Source organism: Weizmannia acidilactici, assembly GCF_008974185.1.
GTDB classification, from domain to species: Bacteria; Bacillota; Bacilli; order Bacillales; family Bacillaceae_C; genus Weizmannia; species Weizmannia acidilactici.
The window spans coordinates 107,623-127,688 of the sequence record NZ_BKZP01000005.1; the positions used below are offsets into that span (position 1 = coordinate 107,623).

24 protein-coding genes, 3 pseudogenes and 1 riboswitch are annotated in these 20,066 nt (G+C 43.9%); of the genes and pseudogenes, 20 read left to right on the forward strand and 7 right to left on the reverse strand.

What is annotated here, in order from left to right; genetic code table 11:
* The first annotated feature begins 55 nt into the window (after positions 1-55).
* The 4 genes from BpJC4_RS03665 to BpJC4_RS03680 all read left to right on the forward strand — a co-directional run bounded on the left by BpJC4_RS03665 (position 56) and on the right by BpJC4_RS03680 (position 2,674).
* A complete protein-coding gene (locus BpJC4_RS03665; protein ID WP_151679334.1) occupies positions 56-697 on the forward strand; it encodes an O-methyltransferase in 642 nt (213 codons plus the stop codon).
* Between the two features lie 7 nt (positions 698-704).
* Positions 705-1,340 carry a uridine kinase gene (udk, locus tag BpJC4_RS03670; RefSeq protein WP_151679335.1) on the forward strand — a complete coding sequence of 212 codons (636 nt, stop codon included), beginning with the start codon at positions 705-707 and terminating at the stop codon, positions 1,338-1,340.
* Positions 1,341-1,477: 137 nt separating this feature from the next.
* Entirely contained in the window at positions 1,478-1,948 is a 471-nt protein-coding gene (greA, locus tag BpJC4_RS03675; RefSeq protein WP_151679336.1) for a transcription elongation factor GreA, read from the forward strand.
* Between the two features lie 99 nt (positions 1,949-2,047).
* Entirely contained in the window at positions 2,048-2,674 is a 627-nt protein-coding gene (locus tag BpJC4_RS03680; RefSeq protein ID WP_253693311.1) for a DUF1510 family protein, read from the forward strand.
* 17 nt (positions 2,675-2,691) lie between these two features.
* On the opposite strand, the gene BpJC4_RS03685 is transcribed toward BpJC4_RS03680, so the two are convergent.
* Positions 2,692-2,898, reverse strand: a complete 207-nt coding sequence (locus BpJC4_RS03685; protein WP_151679338.1) for a YrzA family protein — start codon at positions 2,896-2,898, stop codon at positions 2,692-2,694.
* 631 nt (positions 2,899-3,529) lie between these two features.
* Positions 3,530-4,166 (reverse strand): annotated as a pseudogene (locus BpJC4_RS03690) (UPF0236 family transposase-like protein); the annotation flags it as partial.
* Between the two features lie 184 nt (positions 4,167-4,350).
* Between BpJC4_RS03690 and mtnN the strand changes: the two are divergent.
* From mtnN to sigK, 9 genes are all read left to right on the forward strand, one after another.
* On the forward strand, positions 4,351-5,043 hold the full coding sequence (gene mtnN, locus BpJC4_RS03695; protein ID WP_151679339.1) for a 5'-methylthioadenosine/S-adenosylhomocysteine nucleosidase: 693 nt from the start codon (positions 4,351-4,353) through the stop codon (positions 5,041-5,043).
* A gap of 100 nt (positions 5,044-5,143) precedes the next feature.
* Complete coding sequence (locus tag BpJC4_RS03700; protein WP_151679340.1) at positions 5,144-5,413, forward strand: YrhC family protein; 270 nt, start codon at positions 5,144-5,146, stop codon at positions 5,411-5,413.
* 459 nt (positions 5,414-5,872) lie between these two features.
* Entirely contained in the window at positions 5,873-6,025 is a 153-nt protein-coding gene (locus tag BpJC4_RS03705) for a YrzI family small protein (RefSeq protein ID WP_253693314.1), read from the forward strand.
* Positions 5,988-6,248, forward strand: a complete 261-nt coding sequence (locus BpJC4_RS16025; RefSeq protein WP_172967431.1) for a hypothetical protein — start codon at positions 5,988-5,990, stop codon at positions 6,246-6,248. Before BpJC4_RS03705 ends, BpJC4_RS16025 begins: the two co-directional genes overlap by 38 nt.
* Before the next feature lie 71 nt (positions 6,249-6,319).
* On the forward strand, positions 6,320-6,463 hold the full coding sequence (locus tag BpJC4_RS16030; RefSeq protein WP_172967430.1) for a hypothetical protein: 144 nt from the start codon (positions 6,320-6,322) through the stop codon (positions 6,461-6,463).
* Positions 6,463-6,567 (forward strand): hypothetical protein, encoded by a 105-nt coding sequence (locus BpJC4_RS17060; RefSeq protein WP_151705813.1) that lies wholly within the window; start codon positions 6,463-6,465, stop codon positions 6,565-6,567. Before BpJC4_RS16030 ends, BpJC4_RS17060 begins: the two co-directional genes overlap by 1 nt.
* Positions 6,568-6,999: 432 nt before the next feature.
* Complete coding sequence (gene ahpC, locus BpJC4_RS03715; RefSeq protein WP_151679343.1) at positions 7,000-7,563, forward strand: alkyl hydroperoxide reductase subunit C; 564 nt, start codon at positions 7,000-7,002, stop codon at positions 7,561-7,563.
* Between the two features lie 13 nt (positions 7,564-7,576).
* Complete coding sequence (gene ahpF, locus BpJC4_RS03720) at positions 7,577-9,133, forward strand: alkyl hydroperoxide reductase subunit F (RefSeq protein WP_151679344.1); 1,557 nt, start codon at positions 7,577-7,579, stop codon at positions 9,131-9,133.
* Positions 9,134-9,319: 186 nt separating this feature from the next.
* Positions 9,320-10,042 carry an RNA polymerase sporulation sigma factor SigK gene (gene sigK, locus BpJC4_RS03725; RefSeq protein WP_151679345.1) on the forward strand — a complete coding sequence of 241 codons (723 nt, stop codon included), beginning with the start codon at positions 9,320-9,322 and terminating at the stop codon, positions 10,040-10,042.
* 49 nt (positions 10,043-10,091) lie between these two features.
* Here the strand turns inward: sigK and pssA are convergent, their stop codons facing one another.
* From pssA to BpJC4_RS03740, 3 genes are all read right to left on the reverse strand, one after another.
* The gene (gene pssA / locus BpJC4_RS03730) at positions 10,092-10,631 is read right to left on the reverse strand and encodes a CDP-diacylglycerol--serine O-phosphatidyltransferase (protein WP_371862158.1); all 540 of its coding nucleotides are present in this window, start codon (positions 10,629-10,631) and stop codon (positions 10,092-10,094) included.
* A 97-nt stretch (positions 10,632-10,728) separates the two neighbouring features.
* Positions 10,729-10,869, reverse strand: a complete 141-nt coding sequence (locus tag BpJC4_RS03735; RefSeq protein WP_151679346.1) for a sporulation histidine kinase inhibitor Sda — start codon at positions 10,867-10,869, stop codon at positions 10,729-10,731.
* Positions 10,870-11,366: 497 nt separating this feature from the next.
* The gene (locus BpJC4_RS03740) at positions 11,367-12,278 is read right to left on the reverse strand and encodes a cation diffusion facilitator family transporter (RefSeq protein ID WP_151697546.1); all 912 of its coding nucleotides are present in this window, start codon (positions 12,276-12,278) and stop codon (positions 11,367-11,369) included.
* Between the two features lie 237 nt (positions 12,279-12,515).
* Here BpJC4_RS03740 and BpJC4_RS03745 point away from each other — a divergent pair, with 237 nt between their 5' ends.
* The 7 genes and pseudogenes from BpJC4_RS03745 (at position 12,516) to BpJC4_RS03775 (ending at position 17,887) form a co-directional block, all read left to right on the forward strand.
* A complete protein-coding gene (locus BpJC4_RS03745; protein ID WP_151679348.1) occupies positions 12,516-13,214 on the forward strand; it encodes a VIT1/CCC1 transporter family protein in 699 nt (232 codons plus the stop codon).
* A gap of 93 nt (positions 13,215-13,307) precedes the next feature.
* Positions 13,308-13,367, forward strand: a riboswitch (Fluoride riboswitch).
* Between the two features lie 81 nt (positions 13,368-13,448).
* Positions 13,449-13,862 carry a fluoride efflux transporter CrcB gene (gene crcB / locus BpJC4_RS03750; RefSeq protein WP_151679349.1) on the forward strand — a complete coding sequence of 138 codons (414 nt, stop codon included), beginning with the start codon at positions 13,449-13,451 and terminating at the stop codon, positions 13,860-13,862.
* Positions 13,863-13,875: 13 nt separating this feature from the next.
* Positions 13,876-14,241, forward strand: a complete 366-nt coding sequence (gene crcB / locus BpJC4_RS03755; RefSeq protein ID WP_151679350.1) for a fluoride efflux transporter CrcB — start codon at positions 13,876-13,878, stop codon at positions 14,239-14,241.
* A 187-nt stretch (positions 14,242-14,428) separates the two neighbouring features.
* Positions 14,429-15,007, forward strand: a complete 579-nt coding sequence (locus BpJC4_RS03760) for a LemA family protein (protein WP_151679351.1) — start codon at positions 14,429-14,431, stop codon at positions 15,005-15,007.
* Complete coding sequence (locus BpJC4_RS03765) at positions 15,007-15,780, forward strand: TPM domain-containing protein (protein WP_151679352.1); 774 nt, start codon at positions 15,007-15,009, stop codon at positions 15,778-15,780. Before BpJC4_RS03760 ends, BpJC4_RS03765 begins: the two co-directional genes overlap by 1 nt.
* A gap of 153 nt (positions 15,781-15,933) precedes the next feature.
* Positions 15,934-17,394 (forward strand): annotated as a pseudogene (locus tag BpJC4_RS03770) (IS5 family transposase).
* A 1-nt stretch (position 17,395) separates the two neighbouring features.
* Positions 17,396-17,887, forward strand: a complete 492-nt coding sequence (locus BpJC4_RS03775) for a TOPRIM nucleotidyl transferase/hydrolase domain-containing protein (RefSeq protein WP_308689630.1) — start codon at positions 17,396-17,398, stop codon at positions 17,885-17,887.
* Between the two features lie 606 nt (positions 17,888-18,493).
* Here BpJC4_RS03775 and BpJC4_RS03780 read toward each other — a convergent pair.
* Positions 18,494-19,393 carry a GIY-YIG nuclease family protein gene (locus BpJC4_RS03780; protein WP_151681986.1) on the reverse strand — a complete coding sequence of 300 codons (900 nt, stop codon included), beginning with the start codon at positions 19,391-19,393 and terminating at the stop codon, positions 18,494-18,496.
* Positions 19,394-19,488: 95 nt separating this feature from the next.
* Positions 19,489-19,875, reverse strand: a pseudogene (locus tag BpJC4_RS03785) (ATP-binding protein); the annotation flags it as partial.
* Positions 19,876-20,066 lie beyond the last annotated feature (191 nt).

The window sequence follows — 20,066 nt, forward strand, 5'->3', positions numbered from 1 at the left end:
ATGGCAGTTAGGAGAACGATATGGAAGGAACGAATTTTTTCCGGGGGTTCAAGGGATGAACAGCCCGGTCGAAGCATACATTCAATCGCTTTTTCGTAAAAAAAATGCACTCTTTGAAGAAATGGAACGATTCGCGAAAGAACAGCATATTCCGATTATGGAGCCGCTTGGCATCGAAACGCTTTGCCAAGTGTTAAGAATCCAGCAGCCGCGAAAAATCCTTGAAATCGGAACGGCGATCGGATATTCGGCACTCAGGATGGCGGATGCGCTGCCGGATGCGGAAATCATTACGATTGAACGGGAGAAAGGGCGGTATGATCAAGCTTCTGATTATTTTTCCCGTACGCCTTTATCCGGGCGAATCCGCCTATTAAATGGGGATGCGCTTGACGGGGAGATCATTGAACAAGTCCGGGCGCTCGGTCCGTATGGCGCCATTTTTATTGATGCGGCCAAAGGGCAGTACCGGAAATTTTTTGATACGTACACCCCGTTCTTACGCGAAAACGGATGTGTTTACACCGATAATGTGCTTTTTAAGGGCCTCGTTGCGGAAACGTTCATCGAAAAGAAACAGGTTAACAATCTTGTCCGGAAAATCAGGCAGTACAACGAATGGTTAATGCAACATGAACAATTTATCACCACGATTTTCCCCGTTGGAGATGGATTGGCAGTCAGTGTAAAGAGGTGAAGGAAGCATGGAACGCAAACCGGCCGTGATCGGTGTTGCCGGGGGCTCCGGTTCGGGAAAGACGAGCGTCACCCGCGCGATTTACGAAAGCTTAAAAGAACATTCGATCTTGGTGCTTGAACAGGATTATTACTACAAGGACCAAAGCCATCTCCCGTTCGAAGAAAGATTGAAAACGAATTATGACCATCCGTTTGCGTTCGACAATGACTTGTTGATCGAACATTTGCATAAGCTGCTCCGCTACGAGCCGATCGAAAAACCTGTTTATGATTATTCGAGGCACACGCGTTCAAACCGCACGATCCATGTCGAACCAAAAGATGTCATCATTTTGGAAGGCATTTTGGTATTGGAAGACGAAAGATTGCGCAACTTAATGGATATCAAATTGTATGTCGATACCGACGCCGATTTGCGGATTATCCGGCGGCTGCAGCGCGATATCGAAGAGCGGGGGCGGACGCTGCAATCTGTTATTGAGCAGTATATCACCGTTGTCAGGCCGATGCACAACCAGTTCATCGAGCCGACAAAAAGGTATGCGGATGTCATCATCCCGGAAGGCGGACAGAACCGCGTCGCAATCGATTTGGTGGTGACAAAATTGCAATCCATTCTTGAACAAAAGTCTTTTTTGTAATACGATGATTTAGAATACAAGTTTAGCGCGCCGGAATGGTTTCGGCGCGCTAAACCACATGGAAAAGGACGGGGCTTTGTGCGAATCGCCGCGTGCATACACATATTGATAAATAAGACATATAGGAGTGAAGGGATTTGGCTCAGGAAAAAGTTTATCCAATGACACAGGCTGGGAAAGAAAAATTAGAGCAGGAATTGGAATATTTGAAAACGGTAAAACGGAAAGAAGTCGTGGAGCGGATTAAAATTGCAAGAAGTTTCGGAGACCTTTCTGAAAACTCTGAGTACGATTCCGCAAAAGAAGAACAGGCTTTTGTGGAAGGCCGTATCACGACGATCGAAAATATGATCCGCAACGCAAAAATTATTGAAGATGACGGCACAGACACCGTATCTCTCGGAAAATCTGTCACATTTGTGGAACTGCCGGACGGGGAAGAGGAAACGTATACGATTGTCGGGAGCGCGGAAGCCGACCCGTTTGAAGGAAAAATTTCAAATGATTCCCCAATTGCGAAAAGCTTAATCGGGAAAAGCGTCGGGGAAGAAGTCACCGTCCAGACGCCCGGCGGGGATATGAGAGTAAAAATCATTTCCATTAAATAAAGGATTTTTATGCGGCGGGGCATTGCTTCGCCGTTTTTCAATAGGTGAATCTTTTCGATTCCAAAAAGACATGGTATGATAAGGTCATGAAATGGAGGGATGACTTTGCCTGAATATTACAGCCGTGAAGAACGGAAACTTGCCATGCAAAAGTCAAAGCGGCGCAAAACCAATATGATTTTAAACACATTAATTGTGATCGTGATCGCGCTGATTTGTATTGTCGCCTACTCCATTTTTTTCGCCGGGAGCGACAACAGCAAACCGGCAAACGATCAAAAAAAGGCGGCCACAACGAATGCTGCTTCGGCTCATAAACAAACATCATCAACTGATTCTTCCAAGAAAAAAACAGCGGAAAAATCAGATAAAAAACAGTCAACCCGGAAAGTGGTAAAAAGCAGTGAACCGAATGTAAAAGAAGTCATTACCGATTCAAGCTGGAAACCGGTCGGGACGGAACAAACGGGCGGGCATGTTTATTCAAGCAGCTCGTCTTCGATTGATTGGAAAGAAAAATTAAAGGCATTGTCTTACGCAACCGGTATTCCGGAAGATAATATGACGGTCTGGTTTTTGGAACACGGGGCGACAACGGATGAAGCGATCGGGACTGTTTCCGCGAAAAACAGCCCGACTACCTACCGCGTTTATTTAACATGGGTGGACGGCAAAGGCTGGAAACCGGTAAAAATATATGAACTGATTGAGAATGATAAAAAATAAGCGGGATCTGTCACCGCTTATTTTTTCAGCGCAAAATGGACAACGGCCGAATAATGGGGCCTGCCGTTCGCATCGAACTGCATTTGGTGCGAGGCGGATGATACGCGCAGCATCAAAGCTTTATTGGCTTCGATTTTTTCATTTACTTTTTTCTCCAGGTCCCGGAGGCTGTCCGATTCGAAAAATTCTATTTTATCCTCAATGATATCAAGTTGGAATTCCATATTCAATACACTCCTTTCACCAAATCCATCGTACCAGAACGAAATTTTTTAGCAACCCGTATTAACATCCCTATGTGTCAAGCTTTTCTCGACATCGTTTAAAAATCAGTAATTTCCAGACACACTCGTATAATAAGTTTCGATCCTATTAAATGAGTCAATTTCCAATTGAATGATTGTTCTTTGACAAGTGAATCTTTGATGTTTTCGGGGCGAGCCCCGAAAACATCAATTTGGGACTTGGGCGTTTCGTGATGTTCCTAGATAATGGTCTTAGGATCATTTGGTTTAACGTTGAGAACACTCTGTAGCTTTGACTACTTAAAAAGTCTGCGTCCTCAGGTTTTTGCCCGACCTTCTAACCCGTAGGCTGTTCCTCCGGTGAACACTTTTTGTACGCTTTTGGCTACCGCACTTTGCTTGTTTCCCTGGATAAGGGCAATCCAAAAAGCCTTTAAACCGGGCATATGGGGTACCCCTTTTTGATGATCGCGAAATTTACTCGCTTTCCGCAAGCGTCGCGAGCCTCCTTGCTCGTCCCTCAAGCACACTGGGTCTCTTCTTGCTCGCTTTTCCCGCAGGAGTCTCAGAAATTAGCGATCATTATATATCCTCAGCTTTTTATAGGATGTTAGGACTGCCCCTTATCCAGGTGAAGATATGACAACCTAAAAATTTTGCTTAAATTCCCTATTGTTGATTGAATGCTCATATACAGGCTTATAGATCCCTGTTTTGCCCCGATTGATGGGCGTGTTGGCTGTTTTAATAGTTGGGCGTATCTTACAGTTTGTTTCATTTCACGCTGCTTTCTTGTTTGGTGTTTCAGATAAGCATTTCTTAATGTCCGGTTGAGCATTCCTTGTTTAATTTTTACCATGGCTTCTCCGCCTACTTTGCTCCAATGCATCCCCCGTTTTTTCATCCGGAATGAGATGTGCCTTTGGTTGGATTCTATCGCCCCCAGCCCTCTGGCACCGACCGGCACATTTTCCACTTTCTCTCTCCAGTCAAAAATGCGGTCCCAGTTCTTTGGGATATAAGTACGGAACTCCTTGACTTTTTTGAGATGCTTCTCATCCACCAATGTGCTTTCATAGGTGTCTAAATACAGTGTGAACTTCTCTAAATCGTGGTCTTTTATATTTCACTTTTTCCGCCCCTGAATGTCCTCACTAAGGCTTGTGCGACATGGTATGCATCCAGTTGGTTGAGTACCGGAAACTCCGACTGTGAAAAGCTGTTTGGAACCTCTCTGCTGTATACCCTGTTAATATTTTCCATGGAAAGGCCTGTCTCTAGATGTACTCGCCTACCAGCGTACATTTCAATGATAAAGTGTTTCCCTATTTTTTCCCACACTTTAATCCCCGAGAAAAATTTTACACATACAAACATCCCGATTTTTGCTTTATAATGGGAAGTGAAAATTTTTGCGAAAGAGGTAGGCATATGAAGATTGGGATTATCGGGGCAATGGAAGAAGAAGTGGCGCTTTTAAGGGGGCAGATTAAAGGGCGCCACGCCGAAACCATCGCCGGCTATGAATATACAACAGGGAAAATGAAAGGAAAAGATGTCGTCCTGCTCCGCTCAGGAATCGGAAAAGTGAATGCCGCGCTGTCCACCGGCATCCTGCTGCAAAAGTATGCGCCGGATGTGGTGATTAACACGGGCTCTGCGGGCGGTTCCAACCCTTCCCTGCGTGTCGGAGATGTCGTCATTTCGACGGAAGTGCGCCACCATGATGTGGATGCGACCGTTTTCGGGTATGAATACGGGCAGGTGCCGCAAATGCCGCCTGCATTTTTGGCAGACAGGAATTTGGTAAAGGTTGCGGAAGCGTGTGCGGAGAAACTTTCCGGCATTCAAGTCGTAACAGGGCTAATCGCAACAGGCGATTCGTTTATGGATGACCCGGAAAAAGTCGCAGCTGTCAAAAAAGCTTTTCCAGACGTGCAGGCGGTTGAGATGGAAGCCGTTGCGGTCGGGCAGGTTGCCTATCAATTTAATACGCCTTTTGTTATCATCCGTTCACTTTCTGATATTGCCGGACAGGAGTCCAATATTTCTTTTGAAGAATATCTTGAAACCGCGGCTGTGAACTCGGCAAACCTTGTCATGGGCATTGTGGAGAAACTGTAATTATCCATGTTTTTTCTTCCCTTCCTTCAATTACTTGTCTTTTTTAAGTTTAATCTGTGATAAAGTAGGTATAGCAGATTAATAGAAAGGATGAAGACGAGTGGAGAAAGCGAAGGCCTTGTACGGAAAAATGGTGGATTTTAAGTTGTTTGGGATTATTCTGCTTGCTGTGACAGGCTTTTTATATTTGGGCGCCGTGATGCCGATCGAAGGGAAATCCGAACTCGGGACAAAAATTTTATTGGTCGCATCCGCCGCTCTCGTTGCCATCTCTGCATTGTTTTTCACCATCTCGCGCATGTATTACCAGCGCCTGATGAAAAGCGAAGAAGGCATGCAACTACTCCATCGGAAATACAACCGCAAATAAGTTGGAGAAGGCCGTGCCTTTGTATTTGGACGGATATTGTCGGTACGTACACTGTGTACAAGAGCAACTTTTTCACCGTACATCCCCTCCTAGTTTTCTTCTATTTACCCTCATTATAAGTGAAAAATCGCACATTGCCGTCCTGTATACAAGGGTTTCAGCCTTTTTTATTTTATTGCAAATATACGGTTTACAAACCGGCAGGAATTGGATATACTTTCCTATGTAAGCAAATTCATTTCTTAAGGAGGTTGTAGAACATGATTTATCCAGTGCTGATGTCTTATTTTACAGCTGAACATGTTCAACATTCGCTCCTTAACGGTTTAGGTTTGCACATGATTTGAATCTCGGCCGCGTAACCGCAGGAAGCAATGTTGACGATTCCTGCGGCTTTTTGCTTTTTTCGGAAAACCGCAGGCGCGTTTCTTCCTGCGGTTTTTTTGCGCCTTAAAGGAGGTGGGGAAATTGACGTTGAATTTAATATTTGTCACTGTCACGATCAAGCGGATAAAAAAGACTCGGGAACAAAGGCAACATGATGAAGAAGTTTTCAGGCTGTACGAGGAAATAAGTGCAAAACGCGCCGAATTTCAAATCAGGAATTTCTAATGGATGGAAAAACTTCCACAAGAAAGGAGAAAGATCCTATGATTCCAGCAATCATGCCCTGGTATACAAAACGCTTGCACTTTATCTTGATGGAGAAAGACTCCACCTAGCTAAATCTATTTGCAGGGGGTGGCGGAATGTTTTTGCACATTTTCATCTTCACCGCCGTTTTCCACTGGCGGAAAAAGAAAAGCTGATGGCCTTGGCCATCAGCTTTTTCTAAATATGCAGGGAAAAGCCGTATTGTATTTAAAGCATACAAAAAAAGGGAGCGTTTCAAGGGTGGTGGAAAGAATGTCTCTGATCGGTGTCGAAGAATCTCTAACAAATGCAATGGATGAGCTCTACGAAAAAGGTTATGACGAGAAAGCATTTCAGAATGAGGAAAATGCGCAAGGTGTGACTGTTATGTCGGAACCGGCGGAAACGACAATGTAGTGGGAATAGAAAATGCGTCTGAACCCTGTCCAATCATTGATGCAGAAAGTTTTTCAGCGGATGGATTCATCAAAAAAGTTGTAAGCAAATTGCAGCAGCCTTGAAGGATTTGGGGAAATTACCGGGCCTCTTTTTTATAGGGAAGGATCCCGATAGTTGCAATGATTGCGGAAAAAGCAAATACATGATGGTTTATCAATTGAAAAATATTTTCAATTGGAGAATGATAGACAAGCGGTCATTTTTCCAGAATTTCAATTACCAGGCTTATTTTTCAATTCAACAGAGTAGACGTCAGCAAAAATGCCCAAAATGCAATATTACAAATATAAAAATCGTTGGTTTATGACTATTTCAGCCGGATTCCGGAAACGATAAAATTGCTCAAGAGAAAACCGGGTGTTATTGCTTGACAAAAAATTAATTCCATATAATAATTTATATAGAATTAAAATGATTATTGTTTGCTTAGAAACTTTTATGTGAATACTAAGCAAGCAAATCATATATCAAAACATTAATAGGAGGAATGAAACATGTCTCTTATCGGAAAACAAGTTGAACCATTCACAGCACAAGCATTTCATAACGGTGAGTTTGTAGAAGTTACCGAACAAAACTTTAAAGGTAAATGGAGCATCGTATGCTTCTATCCTGCAGACTTCTCATTTGTTTGCCCAACCGAACTTGAAGACCTCCAAGAACAATATCCGGCTCTGAAAGACCTTGGTGTTGAAGTATATTCTGTTTCAACAGATACTCATTATGTACACAAAGCATGGCATGACCATTCAGAAGCAGTCGGTAAAATTGAATACTTTATGATCGGCGACCCTTCGCAAAAAATTTGCCGCATTTTCGATATATTAAATGAAGAAGCCGGCCTTGCCGACCGCGGTACTTTCCTCATCGATCCGGACGGCGTTGTTCAAGCGGTTGAAATTAATGCTGACGGTATCGGCCGCGATGCCAGCACATGGATCAATAAAGTGAAAGCGGCACAATATGTCCGTCAACATCCTGGCGAAGTTTGCCCGGCAAAATGGCAGGAAGGTGCTGAAACACTGAAACCAAGCCTTGATCTTGTTGGCAAGATTTGAGGAGCTTGATCATATGATATTAGATGAAGAAATTAAAGCACAATTAGCCCAGTACCTGCAAATGATGGAGGGCGATGTCCTGCTCAAAGTGAGCGCCGGCTCCGATGAAGCATCCCGCAACATGCTGGATCTGGTGAATGAATTGGCTGCAATGTCGCCCAGGATCAAGGTGCAAAAAGCCCGATTGGAAAGGACGCCGAGCTTCAGTGTAAACCGTCCGGGCGAAGATACCGGCATCACTTTTGCCGGCGTTCCATTGGGGCATGAGTTTACTTCATTGGTACTGGCGCTGCTGCAGGTCAGCGGCCGTCCTCCAAAATTGGATCAGAGGGTCATTGATCAAATTAAAAATATTAAAGGTGAATACCATTTTGAAACGTATGTCAGCTTGACATGCCAAAACTGCCCTGTTGTTGTACAGGCGCTAAACGTCATGAGCGTTCTGAACCCGAACATTACACATACAATGATTGATGGCGCTGCATTCAAAGAAGAGGCAGAAAGCAAGGGCATTATGGCAGTTCCGTCCATTTTCCTGAACGGTGAATTTTTCGAAAGCGGGCGCATGGAAGTGGAAGAAATCCTTGCCAAGATCGGCAGCGCTCCGGATAAGTCCGAGTTTGAAAATAAGGATCCTTTCGATGTGCTTGTTGTCGGCGGCGGGCCTGCAGGGGCAAGTGCGGCTATTTATGCTGCGCGTAAGGGCATCCGTACTGGCATTGTCGCTGAACGTTTTGGCGGACAGATTCTGGAAACATTGGGCATCGAAAATTATATCGGTGTCAAATATACGGAAGGCCCTAAACTTGCAGCAAACCTTGAAGAACATGTCAAACAGTATGACGTGGATATCATGAATTTGCAACACGCCAAACGTTTGGAAAAGAAAGACATGATCGAAGTCGAACTTGAAAACGGTGCTGTTCTGAAGAGCAAAACCGTTATTCTTGCTTTGGGTGCCCGCTGGCGCAACATAGGCGTACCGGGTGAAGCAGAGTTCAAGAACAAAGGCGTGGCCTACTGCCCGCACTGTGACGGTCCGTTATTCGCCGGAAAACATGTCGCTGTCATCGGCGGAGGTAACTCCGGTGTTGAAGCGGCTATTGACCTTGCCGGTGTTGTCAAACATGTCACGGTGATTGAATTTATGCCGGAGCTGAAGGCTGACGGCGTACTTCTTGAACGCCTGTACAGCCTGCCGAATGTCACGATAATTAAAAATGCGCAAACAAAAGAGATTACCGGGACGGATAAAGTGAATGGCATCACGTACATTGATCGTGGCACGGGCAAAGAACACCACATTGAGCTGGAAGGTGTGTTCGTCCAAATCGGCCTTGTCCCGAATACCGAATGGTTGGGGGATACGGTTGAACGCACCCCGAGAGGCGAAATTGTTGTGGACAAGCTCGGCGCTACTAGTGTCCCGGGCGTATTTGCTGCAGGCGACTGCACGAACAGTGCGTATAAGCAAATTATCATTTCTATGGGGTCAGGCGCTACGGCTGCCCTCGGCGCGTTTGATTACCTTATTCGGGAAGCTAAAACAGACCAGGCAGTGCATAACTAAATCATATTTGTAAGCCGCTTGACGGTGATTTGGTCGTTAAGCGGCTTTTTTAGTGCCGTTTACCGGAAGCCGGGAACCATGGTGAACAATATTAACCTTGCCGCCTTTTCACCCGGACAGACACAAATCCGCTTCCAAATTCATATGTTTGAACTATATAGGCTGTAGCCTAATGGAGGTGGAACTATGACGGGTATCTTAACAGCGGTAGGTTACTTGATGAAGGAGCTAGTTTTTTTCGTATCGTACGTTAAAAACAATGCTTTTCCGCAGCCCCTCTCGGCCGTTGAAGAACGGAAATATTTAAAATTGATGGCAGAGGGAGACGCAGAAGCCCGAAACATTTTGATCGAACATAACTTACGGTTGGTGGCCCATATCGTAAAAAAGTTCGAGAACACCGGGGAAGATGCCGAAGATCTCATTTCCATCGGGACCATCGGCCTGATTAAAGCGATCGAGAGCTATTCGGAGAGCAAGGGAACGAAGCTTGCTACCTATGCGGCTCGCTGTATAGAAAATGAAATCCTGATGCATTTAAGGGCCTTAAAGAAAACAAAAAAAGACGTTTCCTTGCACGACCCGATCGGCCAGGATAAAGAAGGCAATGAAATTTCTTTGATTGACGTGCTGCAATCGGAAGCGGAAGATGTATTTGACACCATCCAGCTTAATATGGAATTAGAAAAAGTGAAGCAATTTTTTGATATTTTGGATGACCGGGAAAAAGAAGTCATTATTGGCAGATTCGGCCTTGATTTAAAAAAAGAAAAAACGCAGCGCGAAATCGCAAAGGAACTCGGCATTTCGAGAAGCTACGTGTCCCGGATTGAAAAGCGTGCCCTCATGAAAATGTTCCACGAATTTTACCGTCTCGAAAAAGAAAAAAAGAAAGGGACGGAAGGTTAAGCTGCAGTGAAAAAGGCACACTGCTTAGGATCAGGGCAGTGCGCCTTTTTCATATTTTTTTCATTTTAAATGGTGTGACCATGAGCACGGACAAAAGCAATATCCAGAAGAAAAAGCAGTACGGCGGGATATAAGGAATGGCATAGACTGCTGCAGCCAAAAGCACACCGGCAGCGGTAATCGGCAACCCGTAAAAATAACCGTTTTGTGCCGCTGTGTTAAAGCAGGCGAGCCGGATCACCCCGCATAGGAGATAAATGCAACTAAAAAGCACGCCGAAAAAACCGTATAGATGGAACAGCGCCGCATTCATCAGAACGGCCGGGGCAGCACCGAAAGAAACGGCATCGCAGAGCGAATCAAGCTGTTTGCCGAATTCGGATTCCACCTTCAGCCGACGTGCGAGTTTTCCATCAAACATGTCGAAAAGTGCAGCCAAAAAGATCAAAACGGCCGCCAACCCCAGCCTATTTCCGGCACAGCTGAACAATGCCGTTCCCCCGAGGTAGCCGTTCAGCAATGTCATCAGGTTGGCTGCCTGCATTTTGAATTTTTTTAAGACACGTGAATACCACCGATAAAGGCACAAATCTGCAATCCTCCCCACTACTGCCTTTTACATCATGCATATTCGCCCGGGGGGATTTTAGCACAAAAAAAACTGCCCCTTTAACAAAGGGCGATTGTTAAGACGACACTCTAATTTTATGTGTAAGGGACCTGCGTTCAATTTCCTTTTCAATGAGACGGACAAACTCGGGGCTTAATTTCAGTTCCTTTGCTTTATAGTATGATTCGATCAAAAGCTCATCTGACAATTTTAACATCAGCTCCACCTCCGAAAATCAACGTTCTATTTTTTTACCAACCGGCATATCCTTTTAGATATAGAGTTTGTACCCTTACTTTACCAAATTCAATCCTATGGAACAAGCGTTCTTTTATCCACAAAAGTATGTTTATAACTTGTGGGCAAATTGTTTATAATACAGGAAAAGCTATACATGCCATTGTGTGGACTGTGTATAATCTTATCCACAGCAAAAGAGAATAGTAGAAATTTGTCGAAAAATTTTTAGGAAGATTTTTGCGGAATCCTTTTTTAACATCGGTGAGAGCTGTATGGGACAAAAATATGTTCTTTTGTAAGGCATTTCTGGATAAAAGTGGATGCGAATTGTCTTTCAAGGCAGCGCTGAGAGACATTTAGGAGAAAAAAAGCCCAAACTGTCCTTCATAAAGGCAGTTCATCCGTTTCTCTATTACAAAAACGGCTTTAGAAACATAAAAAAATAAGGGCTGCAGTGTAACAGCCCCTAACAGCTCAAACTTTATGATCCGGCGCCAGGCCGCAAGCATACGTGCCTTTTTCAATTTGTATCGTGGTGTGTTCGATCCCGAATTTGTTGTGCAGTTCTTTTTCCAGTTTTTCAAGCAGTGCATCGTTGTCCTCAATTTGAGAGCGGACGATATGGGCGGTCAGCACTGCTTCCGTTGTACTCATGCCCCAAATATGCAAATCGTGGACATTTAAAACGGTCGGCATGTTTTCCAAATAGGCTTTGATTTCATCAGTATCAATGCCGGCAGGAACAGCATCAAGCGATAAATCGACGGCTTCGCGCAAAAGCCCCCAAGTTCCGGCAAAGATCACGGCGGCAATGAGAATGCTGACAACCGGGTCAAGCCATTCCCAGCCGGTAATAAGAATAATGGCGCCGGCAACGACGACGCCGAGTGAAACTAGTGCATCGGCAGCCATATGCAGGAATGCGCCGCGGATATTTAAGTCGTGTTCACGTCCCGACATAAACAGCAGTGCGGTTGCCGCGTTAATCACAATTCCAATGACGGCCACGATCATGACTGTTTTTCCCGCTACAGGCTGAGGATGGGCAAAGCGTTGTACGGCTTCGAGAAAAATCGCCCCGACTGCAATGAGCAAGATAATGGCATTCAAAAGCGCCGCCATTATTGATGATTTTTTATAGCCATATGTGCGCTTTTTTGTTGGAAGCTTTTTTCCCAACAAAACGGCTGCCCAGGCAATGATCAGGCCTAGCACATCGCTCAGATTGTGGCCCGCGTCAGCCAACAGGGCAAGGGAATCGGAGAAAAAGCCGTAAACTGCTTCAATGATAATAAAAACGGTATTGAGGCCGATGCCGGCAGCAAAGGCTTTGCCGTATCGGGCCGGATGATGGTGGTGGTGATGGTGTTCATGGCTGTTGGACATGCAATTAACTCCTTTTCATAGCGCTGTTCATATTGTCAATTTTCTGTGTTTCAAAGCCGAAAAAGTTGCGGGATCCAAATAAATGTCCGAATCGTTGATAAACTCATTATATGCGTATCTCCTTCGTTTGCAAAGAAACTTTTACAACACGGCAAATTTTCCGTCGGTTTTTCCCGTTGTGAAGTGTTAAAATGGAGATGGGCTTATACATAAAAAGATTGAAAGGAAGAGATGGGAATGCCGAATACCGAACATGTGGAAGAACATTTTCAGGCATCCGATACGGTTCGTGATATCGTCATCGGTATGTCGGACGGATTGACAGTCCCGTTTGCGCTTGCAGCAGGCCTGTCCGGCGCAGTGGATTCGCCGATGCTCGTTTTGGCGGCAGGGGCCGCTGAAATTGCGGCAGGGTCCATTGCGATGGGCCTCGGAGGCTATTTGGCGGCAAAATCGGATGCCGAGCATTACTATAATGAATTAAAAAGGGAATACCGTGAAGTGGAAGAAGTGCCGGACCGCGAAAAAGATGAAGTTCGCGACGTGTTCAAGGAATATGATCTCGAACCGGAACATATTGAAGCCATCGTCGATAAAATGGCAGAAAATCCGGATAAATGGGTTGATTTTATGATGAAATTCGAACTCGGGCTTGATAAACCCGAAAAAGGGCGCAGTTTAAAAAGTGCTTTTACGATTGCTTTATCTTATATCGTCGGCGGCCTAATCCCGCTCTCCCCGTATTTTTTTGTCACACATGCATCACAGGCGTTGCTCGTCTCCGTTATCATTACGCTTATTGTCCTGTTTATTTTCGGGGCGGTGAAAGGGCGTGTTACAGGTTCCCATCCGTATAAAAGCGGACTGGAAACGGTCATTATCGGCGGTTTGGCCGCTGCTGCCGCATTCGGGCTTGCAAGACTGCTGACAAAATAGCTGTTTTCCATCCGCTTCTGCCGGGCGGGAGGGTCTTTAACGTATTTTTGCTTTTCTTGGAGAAATAAGCTATAATATTAGCATCCTTTGTTCAAACGATAAGGCGATGGAGTTCGCCATAACCGCCTGCGGGCTGATGACTCCTGCTGATATGGATCTTCTTTTCATATTGGCAGGAGTTTTTTGATGCGGCGTGCAGCGCTTTTTCGATAAGATATTTTCGGAGGAGATAGTATGTTATATGTTTTAGTAGGCATTGCCGGCATCTTTGGTGCATTGGCGCGCTATGATTTAGGAATCTGGATCGGGATGCATGTCCATACGATTTTTCCGTTTGCGACGCTTTGCATTAATATGATCGGCTGTTTTCTGCTTGGATGGCTGACGATGCATATTTTTAAATCAAAAAATGTTCATCCATATATTGCGAGCGCACTCGGCACCGGCTTTGTCGGTTCTTTTACAACATTCTCGACTTTTAGCGTCGAAACGGTGCAGCTTTTCCAGCAGTCGCTTTATATTTATGCTGTTCTGTATATTTTCTGCAGTTTATTCGGCGGCCTCATGATGTCGTGGGCCGGATTTAAGATCGGGGCTAGACTGCATGCGCGGTCGAAAGCGCATCAGGTGCAGACTCAGGAAAATTAGAGGTGATGTTTCTATGGTCATGAATGGCATTTTTATTGCAATCGGCGCTTTTTTTGGGGCAATTTCCCGGTTTTCTCTTTCTCAATTGATCAAACGGATCTATCCGGTAAAATTTCCGGCTGCAACATTTTTTATTAACCTGTCGGGCTCTTTTCTGCTCGGCCTTCTGTTCGGCCTTGGCGCCGGCAGTTCATGGCGCCTGTTGCTTGGCACCGGCTTCATGGGGGCTTTTACGACCTTTTCCACTTTTAAACTTGAAAATATTCAGTTGCATGCTGAAAAACAATGGCGTATCCTTATCCCGTACCTGGCACTCAGTTATGTAATCGGGATTGCGATGGCGTTTCTCGGTATCATGCTCGGAGATTTCCTGGCCTGAAATGAAACTTTTGGACAGTCACTTCGTAATAATATAAGAAAAGCAATCAGTGGAATGATACTTTGTTAGCCGGCAGCCTGCTTTTTTAACCGGAGGGTGAAGGATATCCTTTTGAAAATTTTCGGTTTTTACAGGTATCCTTTTGCAATTCTGCAGAACGTACGAACAAAGAACAGGAGGAAGATGTATGAGAAAATCCATGCCATGGCTGGTCGTGGCCGCGATCCTGGTTATTCTCGTTATTGGTGTTTTTTCAAGTTATAACGGTTTTGTCAACGCAGAAGAAAACGTAAACCAATCTTATTCGCAAATTCAAAACCAGCTGCAAAGGCGGATGGACTTGATCCCGAACCTTGTAAACACAGTCAAAGGCTACGCTTTGCATGAAAAAGCTGTTATTGATGACATTTCGAAAGCACGTGCACAATTGGCCGGTGCAAAAACCCCAGCTGACCAAGCGGCGGCAAACGACCAGCTGAACACTGCTTTGAGCCGGCTGATGGTTGTCGTGGAAAATTATCCGGATTTGAAAGCAAACCAAAATTACACACAGCTGATGGATGAACTTGCCGGTACGGAAAACCGGCTCGCAGTTGCGCGCCAGGATTACAACAGCGCCGTCGCAACATATAACAAAAAGGTAAAAAGAATGCCCGGCGCAATTATTGCCAATCTGTTCGGTTTCCATGAAAAAGAATACTTTAAAGCAGAAACAAGCGCGAATGAAGCGCCAAAAGTTGATTTTGGGAACAGCAGTGGTCAGTGATGAAAAGAAGCGCGCTTATTACAGCCGTTTTTTTCACATGTCTGTTTGCTGTTTTCTCAATCGTTCCGCCGGCCAAAGCTGCGCCGAAGATACCCAAGCCGGTTGGGGACATATATGTTCAGGATTTTGCCGGTGTGCTGACAGACAGCCAGAAACAGAAACTGATCTCGCTTGGCAGGCAGCTGGATGATAAAACAAAAGCACAAGTCGCTGTTCTGACCGTGGACACGATCGGGAAGAATACGACAATTGAAACATTTTCCAATCAAGCTTTCCGCCAGTACGGGCTGGGCGACAAAAAAATGAACAATGGCGTGCTGATCGTATTGGCAGTGAAAGACAAAAAAATCAGAATCGAAGTCGGCTACGGCCTGGAAGGTGCGCTCCCGGACGGAAAAGTGGGCCGCATTCTCGACCAGTACGCGATGCCGTATCTGAAAGAAGGCAAGGAAGATGCAGCAGTTGTCAATACGTATAAAAAACTGGCCAATGAAACGGCGAAAGAATACAATGCAAATATTCAATCAAAACCGCAGGCGTATGAACCGCCGCCTACCAATCAGGCTTCCCCGCTTTCGTTCTGGAAGCAGGTTTTAATCGGCCTCGGGGTGCTTGTTCTGATTTTGATCGATTTCAAGTTTTTCGGCGGCACTTTGACTTATTTTCTGCTCAATATCCTCTCGATGTTCTTTCATGGCGGCGGGGGGAGAGGGGGAGGCAGCAAAGGCGGCGGCGGTTCTTCCGGCGGTGGGGGAGCAAGCCGGGGGTGGTAACTTTCAACACGGGGAAATTCGCTTCGTGTATTTTTTTGTCAAAGGAAAAAAGTTTCATGGTTTTGTCATTGGTTTTAGCCACTTTTGTCGAATATAAAGTGTAAGGATTTTATGGAAGATACGTGAAAAACCTTGCACTTGGCGGCCATTTCAATGTACAAAAAAACGGAATATCAGTTAACTTTCGTAGAAGATTTTTTTCTACCATTCGGCGGAAAATTAAATAAAGAAAATCGCTGGGTTCGCCTGGCTGAAGTTATTCCTTGGTGGAAAGCTGAAGAAAAGTACGCCAAGTCCTTTAAGAATAAATTAAAAGGCGAACGAGCTTACTCCGTAAGAATCGCTCTTGGAGCTCTCTACATCAAAGAACGGCTTGGGCTGACTGACCGTGAAACTGTCGAACAGATCACAGAAAACCCGTATTTGCAGTATTTTATCGGGTTGCCGGAATTTCAGGAAAAAGCGCCATTCGACCATTCTTTGATGCCTCGTTTCAGGAAACGTCTGGGCGCAAATATCATCAATGAACTCAATGAGTGGATTGTTCTGGGAGAACAGAAACGCCAGTCGGAAGAGACATCTGAAGAAGATGACAACGATGATGATAATCATGATGATGACGATCATGACGGTGACGATCATCATCCTTCCTGTCCAGCTTCGAAAGAGAGCCCGAGTGAATCGGCTTCTGCTGAAACGAAGAACAAAGGAAAGCTAATCCTGGACGCAACCTGTGCACCGGCCGATATTGCTTATCCCACGGACCTTGGGCTGTTGAACGAAGCTCGTGAGAAACTGGAACATATCATTGATGTGCTGCATGAGCCCCACAAAGGAAAGCAACAAAAGCCACGGACCTACAGAAAAAGGGCCCGCAAGGCCTATCTTTCTGTCGCCAAACAACGCAAAGCTGGTGCCCGGAAAATCCGGAAAGCCGTCGGCAAACAGCTTCGATACGTGAAACGTGATCTTGAGATCATTGAAAAGCTTGTTGCCCAAAGTTCCTTGTCCCTTTTGAACAAAAATGAGTACCGGCAACTTCTTGTCATTCATGAGCTTTACCGCCAGCAGGCAGAAATGTACAAAAAGAAATCTCGACGGATTGACCACCGGATTGTGAGCATTTCCCAACCGCATGTCCGCCCAATTGTAAGGGGCAAGGCAAAAGCGAACGTGGAGTTCGGTTCAAAAGTCGCCATCAGTGTTGTCGATGGCTATGCCCTGATTGAAAGGCTCGATTGGGAAAACTACAATGAAGGCATCACTCTCAAGGAATCTGTTGAAAATTACTACAACCGGTTTGGTTTCTACCCAGAAGCAATTCTGGCGGACAAAATTTACCGGAATCGTGAAAATCTGGCTTACTGCAAATCTCTCGGCATCTAAAGTGGGCCACGGCTTGGCTGCCCATCCAAGACAGAAGACCATTCCTTGGAACGATTGGCGAATCAGGATACCTCTGAACGTAATGCCGTTGAAGGCAAATTTGGTGAAGGCAAGCGCAAATACGGGCTGGACCTTATTCGAGCACGACTTCAGGAGACAAGTGAAACAGTTGTAGCTCTCCAATTTCTCATCATGAACTTGGAGCGAAAGCTCAGAGTTATTTTTTGAAATCTTTACAAAAAAAGTTTTGATAGTAGAAGGCGATACAGAAGAAGTTGTAATAAGAGAAACAGTTGCAAGGATGCCTGAAGACATGTATAAGGATTTCTCATATAATTGGGAAGTTGTAAAGGCAAGAGGAAAGGCTGCAATTATTCCATTAGTGAAATATTTTAACGCTTTAGGTATTTATCCAAATGTTATACATGATAGAGATGGTGGTATAGAAAAAGCCTTTAATTTTAACAAGTCAATTTTAGATGCGGTAGGAGATCCAAATCGAGTTTTTCCTATTAAAGAGTGTATGGAAGACCTGTTAGGGTATAAATCTTCAAGTTCCGATAAACCATATAAAGCTTACCATTTTATAAATTCCAACTGGGGGAAGAAATGGGAAGATATTAATCCAGAGTGGAGAGGAATAATTGAACAGATTATATACGGTAAAAAGGAAATTAATACTTCATATATTGGAGTAGCGGCAACGAAAGATGAAAATTAATACTTCGCTTTATCTTATGGAAATTATTTTTATGATACATTTTGGGGTTTCATATGCATCGTCTAATGCTCTTAAAATCAAAATTATATAATTATCTAAAAAGCATATCCGACCACATTTTTCGAATTTAGATCCAACACAGAAGATAAGTTTTATGTTTTTGAAATTCTATATATGAAAGTAAATAAAATTAATTGCCGTTTAATTCTTTTAATTTTAGTTACCCATTACAATTTACTAATAGCTAAAAGCAGCTTTTTGTTGAAGAATATCTTTCTATTCTATTTAAATAACAAAGAAACACCACTGCACCTCATTTATATTTTTATAACATAACTACCGTCAACACTCGATACACGTGGAGTGTGTTGTCTTGATGTCAAGGGTGGATAAATAGAAGGGCTGAAAATGTTTATAAAACAAGGATTTCCAGACATTGAACTTTTCTCTCGGCTTCTTTGCCAGAGGTAACAATGTCGGGAAACCCTTATTTTATTGTTTGCGGTAACATATCAACTGCCCTGAAAGTGATAGGGTTGAGTTGACAGATTAGATAACGCCTATTTTTATAGGGGCTGAGGAGACAGGATAGATGTAAACTTAAGTTCAATTGTCTTCACTGTTTTCTATCTCTTTCAAAGATACCCCATCTTTTGTTTTCCATTCTGTCAGTCCATTAGCGTGACCTCCAATGACAAAAGCAGCAGCATATGATGGACTTCGGAATAAGGTATTTTCTTGAAGTATTCCATTTTCATCTATTTTGGCTTTTTGTCTGCGTTCTTTAATTCCAGGTGGAATGCTATCAGAATCTATAGTTTCTATACGACTACCTTGTAAGACGACAAAGCCTTCATTCGTTTGCTTACAGCTTGCCTCAATTATTTGTCCACTCTTACGGCTTTTTCGCTTCATAAAGAGAAGTAATTCTTCTTCAGCAGATTCTACTGTGTTAGCTGGTTTAGGTTTATCTGTCAGTGGTTCGAATAATTTATGCCCAAGAGCACCCATTATTATTTTAGCGTAATCAATGAATTCTTCGAGCTCACTTTCTTTTTCCTCGGTTATATTTCCGGGAGTAGGGTCGTTTCCGTTTTTAACCACATACCGGTTTGCCTCTACTGCAAGTCCACAAAAACGGTTCTCAAGATAACTTATCTCTGTAGGGCCAAATGAATTATTGGATGTAGTAAATACAACAGCCTCTGTCCAATAATCCTTATCTGGATTTCGTTTGTGCTCTATTAGCCGACAGAGAAGACCCTCTCCGTTTTTCCGTACACCGGCTTGCCCAATATATACCATATTGTCGTCTGTTTGATCTGAAGTGCCAAATAAAAAGTAAACGCCACTCTGGGATAAATCTTCGCGTCCCTTGCATTTATCTAGTTCAGTGCGAGGTATCTTGTAAGCAACGCCAGTCCAATTAGCCAAAGTACATTTTATTCTCCCGTTTGGTGTGCCATCCATCAAAAACAGATTTATACTTTTTCCTCGAGTAGCCATAATCCTTTAACTCCCTCCGTAACAGCTTATTTGTTATTTGAATCTGTAAGCGTCAAGTATAATGCTACAGTTTTCGAAAATTTATTTTTTACAGATCAGGCAAAAATAGAGGTCCTATGTTTCATCCGATAATTATCGCCATTCAAATGAATGACCCCGGATCTGTGGATAATTCTATCCAAAATAGCGGTAGTAATGGCTGGGTCGCCCAATAATTCACCCCATTCTTTAGGAGCTTTATTGAATGTCAGTATGATTGATGACTTGTTATATAAATCATTGATTAAGTGAAAAGAGAGATTGGCCTCTTGCTGATCCATTGCCATGAACATTAAATCGCCAATGATGACCAGATTGGCATTTCGTATTCTTTTTAGTCTTGTTTGGGATTTACGGGAGATTTCCTCTGTTTTTAAAATATGTACGAGTTCTCCCATTGAAATAAACATCACTTTGTAACCCTGATAGATCGCTTCTAGTCCCGTATGTGTAAAATTTTACTCGGGGGCTAATGAGCTGAAAAAAATAGGAAGACACTCTAACATATAAATGTACGCTTCCAGGCGAATACATTCAGAAAGAGGTCTTCCCATGGGAAATATTATATCAAAAATTGTTGAATTATTAAAGGATACCAAAAGTCTTAGAGTGAGTCAAGTTTTTGCGGGAGGTG

Coding starts and splice junctions, on each gene's coding strand:
- BpJC4_RS03685 (WP_151679338.1), bottom strand. CDS start 2,898: ATGGAATTCCAACTTGATATCATTGAGGATAAAATAGAATTTTTCGAA.
- ahpF (WP_151679344.1), top strand. CDS start 7,577: ATGATATTAGATGAAGAAATTAAAGCACAATTAGCCCAGTACCTGCAA.
- BpJC4_RS03745 (WP_151679348.1), top strand. CDS start 12,516: ATGCCGAATACCGAACATGTGGAAGAACATTTTCAGGCATCCGATACG.
- udk (WP_151679335.1), top strand. CDS start 705: ATGGAACGCAAACCGGCCGTGATCGGTGTTGCCGGGGGCTCCGGTTCG.
- BpJC4_RS03740 (WP_151697546.1), bottom strand. CDS start 12,278: ATGTCCAACAGCCATGAACACCATCACCACCACCATCATCCGGCCCGA.
- crcB (WP_151679349.1), top strand. CDS start 13,449: ATGTTATATGTTTTAGTAGGCATTGCCGGCATCTTTGGTGCATTGGCG.
- BpJC4_RS03665 (WP_151679334.1), top strand. CDS start 56: ATGAACAGCCCGGTCGAAGCATACATTCAATCGCTTTTTCGTAAAAAA.
- crcB (WP_151679350.1), top strand. CDS start 13,876: ATGGTCATGAATGGCATTTTTATTGCAATCGGCGCTTTTTTTGGGGCA.
- BpJC4_RS03765 (WP_151679352.1), top strand. CDS start 15,007: ATGAAAAGAAGCGCGCTTATTACAGCCGTTTTTTTCACATGTCTGTTT.
- ahpC (WP_151679343.1), top strand. CDS start 7,000: ATGTCTCTTATCGGAAAACAAGTTGAACCATTCACAGCACAAGCATTT.
- BpJC4_RS16030 (WP_172967430.1), top strand. CDS start 6,320: ATGTCTCTGATCGGTGTCGAAGAATCTCTAACAAATGCAATGGATGAG.
- sigK (WP_151679345.1), top strand. CDS start 9,320: ATGACGGGTATCTTAACAGCGGTAGGTTACTTGATGAAGGAGCTAGTT.
- BpJC4_RS03735 (WP_151679346.1), bottom strand. CDS start 10,869: ATGTTAAAATTGTCAGATGAGCTTTTGATCGAATCATACTATAAAGCA.
- BpJC4_RS03680 (WP_253693311.1), top strand. CDS start 2,048: ATGACTTTGCCTGAATATTACAGCCGTGAAGAACGGAAACTTGCCATG.
- BpJC4_RS03780 (WP_151681986.1), bottom strand. CDS start 19,393: ATGGCTACTCGAGGAAAAAGTATAAATCTGTTTTTGATGGATGGCACA.
- BpJC4_RS03760 (WP_151679351.1), top strand. CDS start 14,429: ATGAGAAAATCCATGCCATGGCTGGTCGTGGCCGCGATCCTGGTTATT.
- mtnN (WP_151679339.1), top strand. CDS start 4,351: ATGAAGATTGGGATTATCGGGGCAATGGAAGAAGAAGTGGCGCTTTTA.